This is a genomic window from Streptomyces sp. NPDC058663 (assembly GCF_042716745.1).
Lineage (GTDB): Bacteria > Actinomycetota > Actinomycetes > Streptomycetales > Streptomycetaceae > Streptomyces.
In genome coordinates this window covers 193,645-209,900 of the sequence record NZ_JBHXRV010000003.1, presented here as the reverse complement: position 1 = coordinate 209,900, position 16,256 = coordinate 193,645, and the positions used below count along the sequence as shown (strand labels likewise).

Sequence of the window (16,256 nt, the reverse complement as noted above, 5' to 3'; positions counted from 1 at the left end):
GCTCTGCGACCTCTCTGTGGAGCCCAACCTAGTCGCCGTGCGCACGGGTTCGGCGCTCCTCGCGGGCGCGGCCCGCTATGTCCGTACCGGACAAGGCGCCGCGCGTACTTCTCCGAGACGGAACATGCCCGGGCACCCGCCGCGCCCCTAGCCTGCGAAGTAGCCAGAGCGTCCGGTTCACCCTGTATTCGAGAAGTGCAGGGCCCCCACCCCACCCCGAGGAGCCCCTCATGAGCGCAGTTCCGCAGGAGCGCCGCGTCGTCACCGCCATTCCCGGCCCGAAGTCGCAGGAGCTGCAGGCCCGCCGCACGGCCACGGTGGCCGGTGGGGTCGGTTCCGTCCTTCCCGTGTTCACCACGCGCGCGGGCGGCGGCATCGTCGAGGACGTCGACGGCAACCGGCTGATCGACTTCGGCTCGGGCATCGCCGTGACCTCGGTCGGCGCGTCCGCCGAGGCCGTGGTGCGCCGCGCGTCCGCGCAGCTCCAGGACTTCACCCACACCTGTTTCATGGTCACGCCGTACGAGGGTTACGTCGAGGTCTGCGAGCAGCTGGCCGAGCTGACCCCGGGCGACCACGCCAAGAAGTCCGCGCTGTTCAACTCGGGCGCCGAGGCCGTCGAGAACGCGGTGAAGATCGCCCGCGCGTACACCAAGCGTCAGGCCGTCGTCGTCTTCGACCACGGCTACCACGGCCGCACCAACCTGACGATGGCGCTGACCGCCAAGAACATGCCGTACAAGCACGGCTTCGGTCCGTTCGCCCCCGAGGTCTACCGCGTCCCCGTCGCGTACGGCTACCGCTGGCCGACGGGTGCGGAGAACGCCGGCGCCGAGGCGTCCGCCCAGGCCATCGACATGATCAACAAGCAGGTCGGGGCGGAGAACGTCGCCGCGATCATCATCGAGCCGGTGCTCGGCGAGGGTGGCTTCATCGAGCCGGCCAAGGGCTTCCTGCCGGCGATCAGCCAGTTCGCCAAGGACAACGGCATCGTCTTCGTGGCCGACGAGATCCAGTCCGGCTTCTGCCGCACCGGCCAGTGGTTCGCCTGTGAGGACGAGAACGTCGTCCCCGACCTGATCACCACCGCCAAGGGCATCGCGGGCGGTCTGCCGCTCGCGGCCGTCACGGGCCGCGCCGAGATCATGGACGCCCCGCACGCGGGCGGCCTCGGCGGCACCTACGGCGGAAACCCGGTGGCCTGCGCCGCGGCCCTCGGCGCGATCGAGACGATGAAGGAGCTCGACCTCAACGGGAAGGCCAAGCGCATCGAGGAGGTCATGAAGGGCCGCCTCGCCGCGATGCAGGAGAAGTTCGACATCATCGGCGACATCCGCGGACGCGGCGCCATGATCGCCATCGAGCTGGTCGAGTCCGGTACGGGGAACGGCGCGAAGACGCCGAACGCCGCGGCCGCCGGCGCGCTCGCCAAGGCCTGCCACCAGGAGGGCCTGCTGGTCCTGACCTGCGGCACCTACGGCAACGTGCTGCGCTTCCTGCCGCCGCTGGTGATCGGCGAGGACCTGCTGAACGAGGGCCTGGACATCATCGAGGCGGCGTTCGCCGGAGTCTGAGCGCGGCGCCGCGCGGAGTGCGGCAGACTGCCCCTGTGAAGAACGTGTGGGGGGCCGATGGCGGGATCGCAGACCCGCTGTCGGCCCCCTTCTTCCTGTCGTACCGTTCCTGGCAGATGAGAGAAACACCCCGTCCGCGGGTGACCGCGGACGGGACCAGGGCGTCGCTTTCCCGGCTGCGACCAGGTCGTGCCTTCGCGCACACCCCCGGGGCCTCGGGCCCCGGATCTCCTCACCGATCGGACGGCGTGCCGCCCCACACCCCCCGGGGCGTCCGTCCCTCCGGTCCGGCCGACTGCCCCGGAGCCACCCCCCCTGCTCCGGGGCAGTCGGCATTCCCGCTCCACCTCGCCGCCGCCGCGCTGCTGTTCGCGCTGATCACCTGGCAGATCGTGGTCCGGGGCCCGCTGCTGCGCGCCGACGAGCGGCTGAGCGGGGCCGTCGTGGACCGGGGCCCCTCGGGGGTCGCCGAGTTCCTGGCGGACCTGGGGAACCTCCAGGTCGCGCTGCCCCTGCTCGCCGTGTCGGCCGGGTACGCGCTGTGGCGGGGGCGCCGGCTGCTCGCACTGGCGGCCGTGCTCGCGATGGGTCTGGTCCCGGCCGTCGTCGTACCCCTGAAGGCGCTGATCGGCCGTCCTTCACCGCTGGATCCCGCGGAGAGCGGTTACTTCCCTTCCGGGCACGCGGCGACGGCTGCTGTCGCGTACTGCGGGGCTGCGCTGCTGCTGGCTGCGTGCGGGCGCGGCCGGTGGCCGGTGGCCTGCGCGTTCGTCCTGTGCGCGGCCAATGGAACCGGTCTGGTCCTGCGGGGGTACCACTGGCCGCTGGACGTCGTCGGCAGCTGGTGCCTGGCCGTGCTGCTGCTCGCGCCCGTGTGGTGGCTCGGTGGCAACGTGTCCGCGCGGCGGCTCGGTGGCGGTGCGGCCCGGCGGCGCTCGCTCAGCCCCGGTCCGCCCTCCGGCCCGCCGCGTCGTGCATCGCGAGCTCCAGGAGAGCCGGGTCGGTGAGGGTGCCGTGGCCGTCGGGGGCTACCAGCCAGCGGACCCCGCAGGTGGCGGCGCGGCCCGGGTGCGGGACGACGATCCAGGTGCCGTGACCGGCGCCGCGCACGCCCGTGCCCAGCCAGCGTGCGGCCGTGCCTGCGGGTACGAAGAATCCCGTGCGGGTGTCGCCGGCGTCGGTGAGGACCGGTCCCGGCCGGTCGACCAGCCTGCTCAGCACGTCGAGGGCAGGGCGGCCCAGCCCGCCCGGCAGGATCAGTACGTCCCAGCGGCGCCCGGCCGGGAGCAGGGCGACGCCCAGGGGGTTGCGCTCCCACTCCCAACGGCACGCGTCGGGGTCGGGGGCCACCGAGACCAGCCACTCCACCGCGGTCTTCGCATCCGAGCCAGCCATCGCGCTCGGCCTCCTTCTCGTCTCCTGTGCACGGACAGTGCGTATACAGGGGAGAGCGCGGCCGGGCCCGGTCATGACGCGGGTTTCGCCACTCATCGGTGGTGAGGCGGCGCGCGGCGGGTCCGCGGTGGTGCGCCCCCGGCTCTCCCGGGGGCGCACGCGGACACTGCGAGCCGGTCCGGCTCAGAGGCGTTCTGGCAGCCGAAGCCCCACAGCGCCGTACTTCAGCTGTCGAAGCCCAGGCCCAGCTTGTCCATGGCCTTCAGCCAGACGTTGCGCCTGCCGCCGTTGTCGTCGGCGCGGGCCATCGACCGCTTGGTGATCTCGATGCCCGCCCAGGCGACCGGCTCGGGCGGGAACGGGAGCGGCTTGCTGCGCACCATCTCCAGCTCGGTGCGCTCGGTCTTCTTCCCGTCCAGGAGGTCGAGCATCACCTCTGCGCCGAAGCGGGTGGCGCCCACCCCGAGGCCGGTGTAGCCGGCCGCGTAGGCGACCTTGCCCGCGTGCGCCGTGCCGAAGAAGGCCGAGAAGCGGGTGCAGGTGTCGATGGCGCCGCCCCACGCGTGGGTGAAGCGCAGGCCCGCGAGCTGCGGGAAGCAGGTGAAGAAGTGCTCGGCCAGCTTGAGGTAGGTCTCGGGCCGGTGGTCGAGTTCGGAGCTCAGTTTGCCGCCGTAGTGGTAGACGGCGTCGTAGCCGCCCCACAGGATGCGGTTGTCGGCGGAGATGCGGAAGTAGTGGAACTGGTTCGCGCTGTCGCCGAGGCCCGCCCGGCTCTGCCAGCCGACGGAGGCGAGCTGCTCCTCGGAGAGCGGCTCAGTCATCAGGGCGTAGTCGTAGACCGGGACGGTGAAGTGGCGCAGCCGCTTGACCAGCGAGGGGAAGACGTTGGTGCCCAGCGCCACGCGGCGGGCGAAGATCCGGCCGTACGGGGTGCGCACGGCCGTGCCGTCGCCGTCGGAGGCGAGCTGGGTGCCCTTGGTGTTCTCGTAGATCCGCACGCCCAGGTCGAGGCAGGCCTGTTTGAGGCCCCAGGCGAGGCGGGCCGGGTTGAGCATGGCCACGCCGCGCTTGTCCCACAGGCCGCCCAGGAAGGTCGGCGAGTCGACCTCGGCGCGCATGGCCTCGGCGTCGAGCAGCCGTACGTGCTCGGTGAGACCCAGCCTGCGGGCCTCCTCGTACATCTCACGGAGCTCTTCGAGCTGGTGCGGCTCGGTGGCCACGTCGATCTCACCGGTGCGCTCGAAGGCGCAGTCGATGCCGTACCTGGCGACCGTTTCCTCGATGGCGTCGAGGTTGCGCTCGCCGAGCTCCTCCAGCTTGCCGATCTCCCCGGGCCAGCGGGCGATGCCGTTGCCCAGGCCGTGGGTGAGGGAGGCGGCGCAGAAGCCTCCGTTGCGCCCGGAGGCGGCCCAGCCCACCTCGCTCGCCTCGATGAGCACCACGTCGCGCTGCGGGTCGCGTTCCTTGGCGATCAGAGCGGTCCACAGGCCGCTGTAACCGCCGCCGATCACCAGCAGGTCGCAGCGCTCGTCCCCGGTGAGGGACGGCTCGGGGGCGGGGCGGTCCGGGTCGTCCAGCCAGAACGACAGCGGCTTTGCGCCGGAAAGGGATTGTGCGGCACTACGCATGGCAACCGGGGCCATGGTTTCCAACTCCTTCGGGGACTACTTGGGCGTTGCGCTCTTGCGGCGGTTCGCGAACAGCTGGCCGCCGAGGACCATCAGCACGGCGATGACGAACATCGCTGTACCGATGACGTTGATCTGTACGGGAGTGCCCCGCTGTGCCGAGCCCCAGACGAACATGGGGAAGGTGACGGTCGAGCCCGCGTTGAAGTTCGTGATGATGAAGTCGTCGAACGACAGCGAGAAGGCGAGCAGCGCACCGGCCGCGATGCCGGGGGCGGCGATCGGCAGGGTGACCCGCAGGAAGGTCTGGAGGGGGCCCGCGTAGAGGTCGCGGGCGGCCTCCTCCAGCCTCGGGTCCATCGACATCACGCGCGCCTTCACGGCCGTGACGACGAAGCTGAGGCAGAACATGATGTGCGCGATGAGCACGGTCCAGAAGCCGAGCGGGGCGCCCATGTTGAGGAAGAGCGTCAGCAGCGAGGCGGCCATGACGACCTCGGGCATCGCCATCGGCAGGAAGATCAGCGAGTTGATCGCGCCGCGCGCCCGGAAGCGGTAGCGGACCAGCGCGAAGGCGATCATCGTGCCGAGCACGGTCGCCCCGAGCATCGCCCAGAAGCCGAGCTGGAGCGACAGCGAGAGCGAGCCGCACAGGTCGGCGACGCCGCACGGGTCCTTCCAGGCGTCCAGCGAGAACTGCTGCCAGGCGTAGTTGAAGCGCCCGTTGGGCTTGTTGAACGAGAACACCATCACGACGATGTTCGGCAGGATCATGTACGCGAGGGTCAGCAGACCCGCGATGACGACCATGTTGTGTCGCAACCACTTGAGAGCCGCCATCAGACGAGGTCCTCCGTCCCGGCCTTGCGCATGTAGACGGTGACCATGACCAGCACGATCGCCATGAGGATGAAGGACAGCGCGGCGGCCGTCGGATAGTCGAGCACCCGCAGGAACTGCGACTGGATGACCGAGCCGACCATCTTGGTGTCGGTCGAGCCGAGCAGTTCGGCGTTGACGTAGTCGCCGGCCGCCGGAATGAACGTCAGCAGGGTGCCGGAGACGACACCCGGCATGGACAGCGGGAAGGTCACCTTCCGGAACGTCGTCGCCGGGGTCGCGTACAGGTCGCCCGCCGCCTCGTGCAGCCTGCCGTCGATCCGCTCCAGGGAGGTGTAGAGCGGCAGGATCATGAAGGGCAGGAAGTTGTACGTCAGTCCGCAGACCACCGCGAGCGGGGTGGCGAGCAGCCTGCTGCCCTCGGTCCAGCCGAGGAAGTTGGTGAGGTCCAGGATGTGCAGGGTGTTGAGGACGTCGACCACCGGGCCGCCGTCGGCAAGGATCGTCTTCCAGGCCAGCGTGCGGATCAGGAAGCTGGTGAAGAAGGGTGCGATGACCAGCACCAGGACCAGGTTCCGCCAGCGTCCCGCCTTGAAGGCGATGAGGTAGGCCAGCGGGTAGCCCAGCAGCAGGCACAGGATCGTCGCGGTGCCTGCGTACAGCAGGGACCTGACGAACTGCGGCCAGTACTCGCCGAAGGCGTCCAGGTACGTCCGGAAGTGCCAGGTGACCTTGAATCCCGCTTCCAGCGAACCCTGCTGGACCGAGGTCGATGCCTGGTAGACGAGCGGCAGGGCGAAGAAGACGAGCAGCCACAGGATGCCGGGCAGCAGCAGCCAGTACGGCACCAGCCGCTTGCGGGTCGACGGCTTGTGGACCGGGGGCTCTTTCACGGGCGGGGCTTCGGTGACGGTCACGAGGCGTCCTCCACCGACTGCACGCCCGCGTCGATGGCCTGGTCCGCGTCGAGCCCGAAGGTGTGCTCCGGGTTCCAGTGCAGGACGACCTCGGTGCCGGTGGTGAGCCGGGCGTCCCGCTCGATGTTCTGGACGTACACCTCGAAGTCGGCGCAGGACGGGCTCTGTACGACGAACTGGGTGGAGACGCCGATGAAGCTGGAGGCGAGGATGCGCCCGGTGATCCGGTTGCGGCCGTCGGGGACCGAGGCGGCGTCGTCGGCGTGCGCGATCGACACCTTCTCGGGGCGTACGCCCACCAGGAGTTTGCCGCCGGTCGCGGTCGGGGCCTGACATCGGGCGCCGGGCAGCTTGAGCTTCGCGCCGCCGCAGGTGACGGTGACGACGTCGGCGGTGGTGGAGGCGACCTCGGCCTCGATGAGGTTGGAGGTGCCGAGGAAGTTCGCGACGAAGGTGGTGCGCGGGTTCTCGTAGAGGTCGGCGGGCGCGCCGAGCTGTTCGACCCGGCCGCCGTTCATCACCGCGACCTGGTCCGCCATCGTCATGGCCTCCTCCTGGTCGTGGGTGACGTGCACGAAGGTGATGCCGACCTCGGTCTGGATGCGCTTGAGCTCCAGCTGCATCTGCCGGCGCAGCTTGAGGTCGAGCGCACCCAGCGGTTCGTCGAGGAGGAGCACCTGCGGGTGGTTGATCAGTGCGCGGGCGACGGCGACGCGCTGCTGCTGGCCGCCGGAGAGCTGGTGCGGCTTGCGCCCCGCGAACTGGCCCAGCTGGACCAGTTCCAGCATGTCGTCGACCTGCTTCTTCACCGACTTGATGCCGCGGCGGCGCAGCCCGAAGGCGACGTTCTCGCTGATGTCGAGATGAGGGAAGAGCGCGTAGCTCTGGAAGACGGTGTTGACCGGGCGCTTGTACGGCGGGAGGTGGGTGACGTCGGTGGTGCCGAGCGAGACGGTGCCGGTGGAGGGCTCCTCCAGGCCGGCGATCATGCGCAGCGTCGTCGTCTTGCCGCAGCCCGACGCGCCGAGCAGGGCGAAGAAGGAGCCCTGCGGGACGGTCAGGTCGAGCGGGTGCACGGCCGTGAACGCGCCGTAGGTCTTGCTGATCCCGGCGAGGCGGACGTCGCCGCCTTCGGTCTTCTGAGTCATGGGTTGCGTTCCCAGGGGGAGTCGGGGTACGGCAGGGGGTGCGTGGGGGGTGTGCCCTGGGCCACGCGCGTGCGTGCGCGCGTGGCTCGGGCGGGGCCGGGCGGGCAGCGGCACGTGCGTGGCCCGGCCGCGGGCGCCTCGGGCGGGAGTGCCTCGGGCCGCGGGCGCCTCGGGCCGCGGGTGCCTCAGGCGCCGATGAGCTTGGCGAACTTCTCCTCGTACGCCTTCTCCTCGGCCTCGCTGAGCGGCCGGAAGGCATGGGCCTGGGCGGCCATCGCCTTGTCGGGCAGGATCAGCGGGGACGAGGCCAGTGCCTTGTCCAGCTTGGCGAGTTCCTCGCGGACGCCGTCGACCGGGCAGACGTAGTTGATGTACGCGGCGAGCTGGGCGGCCGGGCCCGGCTCGTAGTAGTAGTCGATCAGCTTCTCGGCGTTGGTCTTGTGCCGCGCCTTGGCGGGGACCAGCAGGTTGTCCGAGGAGGAGATGTATCCCGCCTTGGGGATCGCGAACTTCACGGACGGGTTGTCCGCCTGGAGCTGTACGACGTCACCTGCCCAGGCGAGGCAGGCCGCCAGGTCGCCCTTCTCCAGGTCGGCGGTGTAGTCGTTGCCGGTGAAGCGGCGGATCTGCCGGGAGTCGACGCCCTTCTGGAGCCGGGCGACGGCCCCCGCGTAGTCGTCGTCGCTGAACTTCTCCGGGTCCTTGCCCTGGTCGAGCAGCGTCATCCCGATGGTGTCGCGCATCTCGGAGAGGAAGCCGACCTTGCCCTTGAGCCCGGGGTCCTCCAGCAGCTGGGAGACGGAGTCGACCTTGCGGCCGCCGGTGGCCTTCTCGTTGTACGCGATGACCGTGGCGATGCCCGTCCAGGGGTAGGAGTAGGCATGGCCGGGGTCCCAGACGGGGCTGCGGAACTGGGCGGAGAGGTTGGCGAAGGCGTGCGGCAGCCGCGCCGGGTCCAGCTTCTGCACCCAGCCGAGCCGGATCAGCCGGGCGGCCATCCAGTCGGTGACGCAGATCAGGTCGCGGCCGATGGGCTGGCCGTTGTTCAGCTGCTGCTGGATCTTGCCGAAGAACTCGTTGTTGTCGTTGATGTCCGCCGTGTACTTGACGGAGATCCCGGTGCGCTGGGTGAAGGCCTCCAGGGTCGGATAGCCCTTGTCGTTCTCCCCGACGTCCATGTACTCGGTCCAGTTGGAGAAGACGACCTGTTTCTCCTTGGCCGAGAAGTCGTCCGAGACCGCTGCCTTGTCCTTGCCGCCGGCCGCCGGGATGCCGCAGGCGCTCAGCGCGCCGATCCCGCCGAGGGCGAGGGCGCCGCCGCCCGCGGCACGCATCAGCGACCGGCGGGTGAGCGCACCCCTGCCGCTCGTGATGCTGCGCCGCATGGCGCTCTCCACCGCGTTCCCGGCCGCCACGTGCGTGCTGCCGTCGGCGGAGAGCCGCCCGTACTGGAACTGCTCCATGCGCAATGCCCTTTCGGGTGGGTTGCCGCTGGTCGAGCGGACTCTTTATCGGTCCCCGAAGATCGTGCGGTGCCAGTCCTTGCGGGCTACCGCGGTGTTGTCGAACATGACGTGCTTGACCTGCGTGTACTCCTCGAAGGAGTACGCCGACATGTCCTTGCCGAAGCCGCTGGCCTTGTATCCCCCGTGCGGCATTTCGCTGAGAATCGGAATGTGGTCGTTCACCCACACACAGCCCGCCTTGATCTCGCGGGTGGCACGGTTCGCGCGGAACACGTCGCGGGTCCAGGCCGAGGCGGCCAGACCGTAGGGGGTGTCGTTGGCCAGCGCGATGCCTTCCTCGTCGGAGTCGAAGGGGAGCACCACCAGCACCGGGCCGAAGATTTCCTCCTGGACGATCTCGCTGTCCTGCGGGGCGTCGGCGATCAGCGTCGGACGGTAGTACGCACCGTCCCCCAGCGGACCCTGCGGGGCTTCGCCGCCGGTGACCACGCGCGCGTAGCCGCGTGCCCGCTCGACGATCGCGGCCACACGGTCGCGCTGGGCGAAGCTGATGAGCGGGCCGAGGTCGGTCGACTCGTCGAAGGGGTCGCCGAGGCGGACGGACTCCATCAGCTCGGCGACACCGGCCACGAAGGCGTCGTACAGCGGGCGCTGCACGTACGCGCGCGTGGCAGCGGTGCAGTCCTGGCCGGTGTTGATGAGCGAGCCGGCGACCGCGCCGTGGACCGCGGCCTGGAGGTCGGCGTCGTCGAAGACCAGGAACGGGGCCTTGCCGCCCAGTTCCAGGTGGAGCCGCTTGACCGTGGAGGTGGCGATCTCGGCGACCCGCTTGCCGACCGGGGTCGATCCGGTGAAGGAGGTCATGGCGACGTCGGGGTGGCCGACGAGGTGCTCGCCGGCGTCCTTGCCCGCGCCCGTGACGACGTTGATCACGCCGTCCGGCAGCCCGGCCTCCGTGGCGGCCTGGGCGAACATGAGCGAGGTGAACGGGGTCAGCTCGGCGGGCTTCAGCACGATGGTGTTGCCCGCGGCGATGGCAGGCAGCACCTTCCAGGCAGCCATCTGGAGCGGGTAGTTCCAGGGGGCGATCGACCCGACCACACCGATCGCCTCGCGGCGGACGTACGAGGTGTGGTCGCCGTCGTACTCCCCCGCCGACTTGCCCTCCAGGTGGCGGGCGGCACCGGCGAAGAAGGCGACGTTGTCGACCGTCCCCGGTACGTCGAACTCGCGCGACAGCTTGATCGGCTTGCCGCACTGGAGCGACTCGGCCTGCGCGAATTCCTCGGCCTGCGCGGCGAGGACGGCCGCGAAGCGGTGCATCGCGTCGGAGCGCTCGCCGGGGGTGGCCCCCGACCAGCCGGGGAAGGCGGCCTTGGCGGCTGCCACGGCCGCGTCCACGTCGTCTCTTCCGGCCAGCTCGTAGGTGTGGATCCCCTCGCCCGTGGCGGGGTTCACGACCGTGTGAGTACGACCCGAGGTACCGGGACGCAACTGCCCGCCGATGTACTGTGCGCCGCCTTCGAAACGGTCCCGCACCTGGAAGCGGTTGCCCATGACGCTCTCCTCCGCCGCTCACCCCGTCATACGGGGGTCGGCGTAGCTCCAGCTTGATTTGATTGCCGATCCTGACAGAGCAGGAAGCCGCCAACAAGTGATTCCGTTGTTGCCTTTTGGTTACGCGACGGATTCGGTCGACCGTGTGTCGAGTCGGGGAGGAAATACCGTACGGAGTGTCAGTGGCGGATGCCAGACTCGCATGCATGGGGATGATCGAAGAGCTTGCAGCGCAGGTCAAAGGGGGGTCTCGGGTGAGGTTCCTGCTCTTCTGGGGCCACCGCCCGCGACCGGACGGCTCCCTCGGGCCGAGCATTTTCAGCCAGTGGTGGGAGTCCGCCTTCACCGTGGACGGCGTGCGGTACGCGACGGCGGAGCACTGGATGATGGCGCGCAAGGCCGAGCTCTTCGGCGACGAGGAGGCCCTGGCCGCGGTGCTGGCGGCGTCCTCGCCCGCGGCCGCCAAGAAGGCGGGCCGGCTGGTCCGCGGCTTCGACAACGCGGTGTGGGAGCGGGAGCGGTTCGGCGTGGTGGTGGAGGGCAGCGTCCACAAGTTCGGGCAGCACCCGGAGCTCGGGGCCTATCTGCTCGGCACCGGGTCGCGGGTGCTGGTGGAGGCGAGCCCGGTGGACCGGATCTGGGGCATCGGCCTGACCGCGGACGACCCCCGCGCGCAGGATCCTGCCCAGTGGCGGGGACTCAACCTGCTGGGCTTCGCGCTGATGGAGGCCAGGGAGAGGCTGGCGGCAGGGGGCTGAGGGGCGGGGGGGGCTGATGAGCGACTACGGCTCGCGGGGCAGGGCTCGACGGGCCACTGCGGCCCTGTTGCGGTGCGGCAGGTGCCTCGCGCTGCGGCCCTGCGCGGTGCGGCGGGCGGGTCGCCCCGCCCGCCGCGGCCGACGCCGGGGAACCGGTGCCGGGCTGCTACCTGCTGGTCACGGCCCAGATGGCGAAGCCGATGACCGTCAGGCCGATCGCGAGTCCGATCGAGCCGGTGATGATGCCGGCCAGCGCCATGCCCCCGTTGTTGGCCTCGCCCCGCTGCGCCTTCTTGCGGCCCAGGATGCCGAAGATCAGCCCCAGCGTGCCGAGGATGATGCCGACGATGCCGTACAGGCAGAACAGGCAGATGGACAGGATTCCGAGCACCATCGCGGCGGTGCCCATGCCGTTCTGCGGGGCCGTCTGCCCGGTCCAGCCGGCCGGCCCCAGGTAGCCCGGGTATCCGGGGTACCCCGCACCGTACGGCGAAGCGCCGGGGCCCGGTGCGCTCGGGTAGGCCGGCGGGTAGCCGTACTCCCCCGGCGTTCCGGCCGGCGGATAGCCGTACTCGGGTGTCGCGGGCGCCGGGTACCCGTACTCCCCGGGCGTCCCCGGCACGGCGTCCGCCGGGGCGGGTGCGGGCGGCACCGCTCCGGCCCCCGGCATCGAGGTGACAGTGGGCTGGTCGTGCACCGGATGTGCGGGCGGCCCGGCCGGACCACCGGCTCCGGGCTTTTCGAGCGGGACCCGGTTCCCGGAGTTCTCCGGCGGCGCCCAGGGATCCGGCGCCCCCGAGGACTGCGGCGTGTTGTCTGACATGGGCCCTCCCCCGTTGCGATTCCCCGTCATGCTACGGCGTAACCCGGACGGCCCAGTGCCCCGCCTACGATGATCCCGAACCACCCCGCACCAACCGCCTCACCACACCAGGACAGTCCCGGTGCGCCACCGGCGCACCGTCGCATCAGGAGGATCCGATGACAGATCTGCGCCCCTTCATCGCGGGCCTGCCCAAGGCAGAGCTGCACGTGCACCACGTCGGATCCGCCTCCCCGCGCATCGTCGCCGAGCTGGCCGCCAGGCACCCGGACTCCAAGGTGCCCTCGGACCCGGAGAAGCTGGCGGAGTTCTTCACGTTCACCGACTTCGCGCACTTCGTCGACGTCTATCTGTCCGTCGTCGATGTGATCCGCACGCCTGAGGACGTCCGCCTGCTCACCTTCGAGGTGGCCCGCGACATGGCCCGGCAGAACATCCGGTACGCGGAGCTGACCGTCACCCCGTACAGCTCCACCCGTCGCGGGATCGACGCGCAGGCGTTCATGGACGCCATCGAGGACGCCCGCAAGGCCGCGGAGTCCGAGCTCGGTGTGGTGCTGCGCTGGTGCTTCGACATTCCCGGTGAGGCGGGTCTGGAGTCGGCCGAGGAGACGGTACGGCTGGCCCTGGAGCACCGGCCGCAGGGCCTGGTGTCGTTCGGTCTCGGCGGCCCGGAGATCGGGGTGCCGCGCCCGCAGTTCAAGCCGTACTTCGACCGGGCCATCGAGGCCGGTCTGCACTCCGTCCCGCACGCGGGCGAGACGACCGGTCCGGAGACCATCTGGGCCGCGCTGACCGATCTGCGCGCCGAGCGCATCGGTCACGGCACCAGCGCGACGCAGGACCCGGCGCTCCTGGCGCACCTCGCCGAACACCGCATTCCGCTGGAGGTCTGCCCGACCTCGAACATCGCCACCCGGGCGGTGGCGCACCTGGACGAGCACCCCCTCAAGGAGATGGTCGCGGCCGGCTGCCTCGTCACCATCAACAGTGACGACCCGCCGATGTTCGGCTCCGACCTGAACAACGAGTACGCCGTGGCCGCCCGGCTGCTGGAACTGGACGAGCGGGGCCTGGCTGCTCTCGCGAAGAACGCCGTCGAGGCGTCCTTCCTCGACCCGGCGGGCAAGGCCGAGCTGGCCGCCGAGATCGACTCGTACACGGAGCGGTGGCTGGCCTCGCACTGAGCGGGAGGGCAGGTCGCGGCCCGGTGGACGCGACGGTGAGCCGTACGGCGGCCAGAGCATGCGCGGTACGGCGGCCAGGGCGGTGAGCAGCGGGCCGGACGTGCAGCGCGGCGCACCGGGCCGCGCCGGGCGGCGGCCTGCCGTCCGTTCGCGAACAATGGGTGTATGAGCACCGTCAGCGTTGAGCGCACCGACCGCCCTGTCCGTCGCGACGCCGCCGTCCTCGTCGTCGCCCATCGCGGGGACCCCTACCGGTTCCGCGAGAACACGCTCCCCTCGATCCGCTCGGCGCTGGAGCAGGGCGCCGACACGGTCGAGGTCGACGTACGGCTGACCCGGGACGAGGTCCCGGTGCTGCTGCACGACGAGACGCTGGAGCGGCTGTGGGGCCACGACCGCTGGCTGGTCGACCTCACGAAGGCCGAGCTGGACGCGCTGACCGGCGGGGGCGTGCCGACCCTGCGCGAGGCGATCCTCGCCGCGGGCGCGCACCGGCTGCTGGTCGACGTGCCGGACGGGGCGCACGACGCGATGGTGCGCAAGGTGGTGGGGGTTGTCCGTGAGGCGGGTGCGGGTGAGCGCACGTACTACTCCGGCGGCCCGACCGCGATGCTGCACGTACGCGCGGCCGACCCGCACGCCGAGACCGCGCTGAGCTGGACGTCCGTGGCGCCGCCGCGGCCGGCGCTGGTGGAGGCGCTCCGGCCCAAGTGGCTCAACTACCGGTTCGGCCTGGTGGACCGTCCGCTGGTGGACCGCGCCCACCGGGACGGGCTGCTCCTGGCGGCCTGGACCGCCGACACCCGTCGCACCATGCGCCGTCTGCTGGCGGCAGGAGTGGACGCGATCACCACGAACCGGCCGGAAACCCTGGCTGCCGAACTCGCCGTCCCCCGGCTGCCGTGAACCACCGCCGCGGGCGGCGGGGCCGCACCCGCAACTCCCCTCCCCCGCACGGCACTTGTCCCGTCAATCAGTCGCTGATCACCGCGTCAGCGACGCGAGCGCCGGTCCTGACACCGCGAGCGGCGCCGTCAGCGTCTCCAGCCGCTTGATCCTCCGCCGCACGATCGCCAGCGGGATCACTCCGAACACCCCGAAGGCCATGTCGATCAGCGACCAGCCGAACGGGATCCCCCGGACCGGCCCGCAGATCAGGGCGAGCGGAATGATCCCGGCACAGGCGATCATCCCGAACTCGACGACCCAGATGTTGCGGACCGGATCGCGGTACGGGCCGTAGAACGCGACCGCGATCACCAGGTGGGCGAAGGCGAGCCAGTCCGTCCCGTACAGGATGAAGGGGTACGTGGCGTCGGTGGCGACGAGCCCCTCCCTGACCCGCTCGGTCCACTCCACCAGCCCCGGCATCGCGTCGGCGAGCGGGGAGGACTTCAACAGGTCCGTCAGCCAGCCGATTTCGGTGACGAGCGGGAACGCGGTCAGCCCGCTCACCACCAGGCACACGATGAAGAAGATCAACCACACGCGGATGCGCCTCAGAAGGGCGGCGGGCTCGTTCATGTCCGCAGCGTACGAGGGCCTTTACGCGCGCTTTACAGGTCCCCCGCATCCGCCGCCGGGGGCGCGCAGGAGAGAATGACGGTTTGGGCACGGCACCACGGACGGCCTGAGCACCCTGCGGACGGACGGCGCCGCGCACCCCCCAGACGGCGCCGCGCACCCCCGGACGGCCCCGCGCACCTACAGCCCCACGATGCCGTTCCACGCCTTCGAGAACTCCAGCCGCTCCTGCGCGGTGATGTCGCGCGCGATGGCGAGCCGCTTGCGGAGCGCGCCGTCCGGGAAGATCAGCGGGTCCTCGGCCAGTGCGGCGGTCTCCTCGTCCTTGGAGGAGGCGATGATCTCGCGGGCGGCGGGCACCGGGCAGACGTAGTTCACCCAGGTGGCGAGCTCGGCGGCGACCTCGGGGTCGTAGTAGTGGTCGACGAGCCGCTCGGCGTTGCGCTTGTGCCGGGCGAGGTTGGGGATCATCAGGGACTCGGCCCAGAGTTCCGCGCCCTCCTCGGGGACCACGAACTCGATGTCCGGGTTGTCCGCCTGGAGCTGGATGACGTCGCCCGAGTACGCCTGACAGGCCAGCACGTCGCCCGCGGCGAGGTCCTTGACGTAGTCGTTGCCGGTGAAGCGGCGGATGTGCTTCGCCCTGACCAGCTTCCCGACGTGGTCGCACATCGTGTGGAAGTCGTCCGCGGTCCACCGCGTGACGTCCGCGCCGAGTCCCTGCATGAGCAGCGCGAAGCTCTCGTCGAGGCCCGAGAAGAGGGTGACCCTGCCCTTGAGTTCGGGGCGCCACAGGTCCGAGGTGTGCTTGATCTCGCGGCCGAGCTTCTTGCGGTTGTACGCGATGCCGGTGATGCCGGACTGCCAGGGCACCGTGTGCAGCCGGCCGTTGTCGAAGGCCGGGGTGCGCAGCTGGGGGTCGAGGTACTTGGCGACGTTGGGCTGCTTCGCCCGGTCCATCTCCTGCACCCAGCCGAGCCGTACGAAACGGGCGGCCATCCAGTCGCTGATGACGATCAGGTCGCGGCCGGTCTCCTGGTGGTTCATCAGCGCCGGGCTGATCTTGCCGAAGAACTCGTCGTTGTCGTTGATCTCCTCGGTGTACCGCACGGAGATCCCGGTGCGCTTCTGGAACTCCTCCAGGGTGGGCCGCTTGGACTCGTCGTCCTCGTCGGTGTCGATGTAGAGCGGCCAGTTGGCGAACTGCAGGTTCTTGTCCCGGTCGGAGGTGTCCGCGCCGGAGCGCTCGCCCGGTGCGACGTAGGCCGGGGGGACTCCGCAGCCGGTGAGCGCCGCGAGCGCGCCCGTCGTACCGATTCCGTATCCGATTCCGCGGAGCACCGTACGACGCGAGAGACGACGCGGGACGCGACCAAGATCACCCATGGGCCCACCCTCCCGGAGCGTACGAGGGGCGGGCAATAGACAGTCCGTCTACC

General features: G+C 70.6%; 15 protein-coding genes. 5 read left to right on the top strand and 10 right to left on the bottom strand.

Annotated features, from left to right (window positions below; all coding sequences use genetic code 11):
* Positions 1-230: 230 nt before the first annotated feature.
* Positions 231-1,574 (top strand): 4-aminobutyrate--2-oxoglutarate transaminase, encoded by a 1,344-nt coding sequence (gene gabT, locus ACFWVV_RS03800; protein WP_384344628.1) that lies wholly within the window; start codon positions 231-233, stop codon positions 1,572-1,574.
* Positions 1,575-1,690: 116 nt separating this feature from the next.
* Positions 1,691-2,581 (top strand): phosphatase PAP2 family protein, encoded by an 891-nt coding sequence (locus ACFWVV_RS03795; RefSeq protein ID WP_384344669.1) that lies wholly within the window; start codon positions 1,691-1,693, stop codon positions 2,579-2,581.
* Here ACFWVV_RS03795 and ACFWVV_RS03790 read toward each other — a convergent pair.
* The 7 genes from ACFWVV_RS03790 to ACFWVV_RS03760 all read right to left on the bottom strand — a co-directional run bounded on the left by ACFWVV_RS03790 (position 2,514) and on the right by ACFWVV_RS03760 (position 10,525).
* On the bottom strand, positions 2,514-2,969 hold the full coding sequence (locus tag ACFWVV_RS03790) for a hypothetical protein (RefSeq protein WP_384344625.1): 456 nt from the start codon (positions 2,967-2,969) through the stop codon (positions 2,514-2,516). The genes ACFWVV_RS03795 and ACFWVV_RS03790 overlap by 68 nt on opposite strands.
* Positions 2,970-3,193: 224 nt before the next feature.
* The gene (locus ACFWVV_RS03785; protein ID WP_384344622.1) at positions 3,194-4,612 is read right to left on the bottom strand and encodes an NAD(P)/FAD-dependent oxidoreductase; all 1,419 of its coding nucleotides are present in this window, start codon (positions 4,610-4,612) and stop codon (positions 3,194-3,196) included.
* 21 nt (positions 4,613-4,633) lie between these two features.
* On the bottom strand, positions 4,634-5,437 hold the full coding sequence (locus ACFWVV_RS03780; RefSeq protein ID WP_384344619.1) for an ABC transporter permease: 804 nt from the start codon (positions 5,435-5,437) through the stop codon (positions 4,634-4,636).
* On the bottom strand, positions 5,437-6,354 hold the full coding sequence (locus ACFWVV_RS03775; RefSeq protein WP_384344616.1) for an ABC transporter permease: 918 nt from the start codon (positions 6,352-6,354) through the stop codon (positions 5,437-5,439). Before ACFWVV_RS03775 ends, ACFWVV_RS03780 begins: the two co-directional genes overlap by 1 nt.
* Positions 6,351-7,502, bottom strand: coding sequence for an ABC transporter ATP-binding protein (locus ACFWVV_RS03770; protein ID WP_384344613.1), 1,152 nt, complete (start codon positions 7,500-7,502; stop codon positions 6,351-6,353). Before ACFWVV_RS03770 ends, ACFWVV_RS03775 begins: the two co-directional genes overlap by 4 nt.
* Before the next feature lie 185 nt (positions 7,503-7,687).
* Entirely contained in the window at positions 7,688-8,965 is a 1,278-nt protein-coding gene (locus ACFWVV_RS03765; RefSeq protein WP_384344610.1) for a PotD/PotF family extracellular solute-binding protein, read from the bottom strand.
* Positions 8,966-9,010: 45 nt separating this feature from the next.
* Complete coding sequence (locus tag ACFWVV_RS03760; RefSeq protein ID WP_384344607.1) at positions 9,011-10,525, bottom strand: gamma-aminobutyraldehyde dehydrogenase; 1,515 nt, start codon at positions 10,523-10,525, stop codon at positions 9,011-9,013.
* Between the two features lie 206 nt (positions 10,526-10,731).
* Between ACFWVV_RS03760 and ACFWVV_RS03755 the strand changes: the two genes are divergently transcribed.
* Positions 10,732-11,283 carry an NADAR family protein gene (locus tag ACFWVV_RS03755; RefSeq protein ID WP_384344605.1) on the top strand — a complete coding sequence of 184 codons (552 nt, stop codon included), beginning with the start codon at positions 10,732-10,734 and terminating at the stop codon, positions 11,281-11,283.
* A 166-nt stretch (positions 11,284-11,449) separates the two neighbouring features.
* On the opposite strand, the gene ACFWVV_RS03750 is transcribed toward ACFWVV_RS03755, so the two are convergent.
* On the bottom strand, positions 11,450-12,106 hold the full coding sequence (locus ACFWVV_RS03750; protein ID WP_384344602.1) for a DUF4190 domain-containing protein: 657 nt from the start codon (positions 12,104-12,106) through the stop codon (positions 11,450-11,452).
* Positions 12,107-12,264: 158 nt separating this feature from the next.
* Between ACFWVV_RS03750 and ACFWVV_RS03745 the strand changes: the two genes are divergently transcribed.
* The gene (locus tag ACFWVV_RS03745; RefSeq protein ID WP_384344600.1) at positions 12,265-13,293 is read left to right on the top strand and encodes an adenosine deaminase; all 1,029 of its coding nucleotides are present in this window, start codon (positions 12,265-12,267) and stop codon (positions 13,291-13,293) included.
* A gap of 165 nt (positions 13,294-13,458) precedes the next feature.
* On the top strand, positions 13,459-14,199 hold the full coding sequence (locus ACFWVV_RS03740; RefSeq protein ID WP_384344597.1) for a glycerophosphodiester phosphodiesterase: 741 nt from the start codon (positions 13,459-13,461) through the stop codon (positions 14,197-14,199).
* A 78-nt stretch (positions 14,200-14,277) separates the two neighbouring features.
* On the opposite strand, the gene ACFWVV_RS03735 is transcribed toward ACFWVV_RS03740, so the two are convergent.
* Both ACFWVV_RS03735 and ACFWVV_RS03730 read right to left on the bottom strand, forming a co-directional pair.
* Positions 14,278-14,817 carry a hypothetical protein gene (locus ACFWVV_RS03735; RefSeq protein WP_384344595.1) on the bottom strand — a complete coding sequence of 180 codons (540 nt, stop codon included), beginning with the start codon at positions 14,815-14,817 and terminating at the stop codon, positions 14,278-14,280.
* Positions 14,818-14,997: 180 nt separating this feature from the next.
* Positions 14,998-16,203 (bottom strand): spermidine/putrescine ABC transporter substrate-binding protein, encoded by a 1,206-nt coding sequence (locus ACFWVV_RS03730; RefSeq protein ID WP_384344592.1) that lies wholly within the window; start codon positions 16,201-16,203, stop codon positions 14,998-15,000.
* Positions 16,204-16,256: the final 53 nt, after the last annotated feature.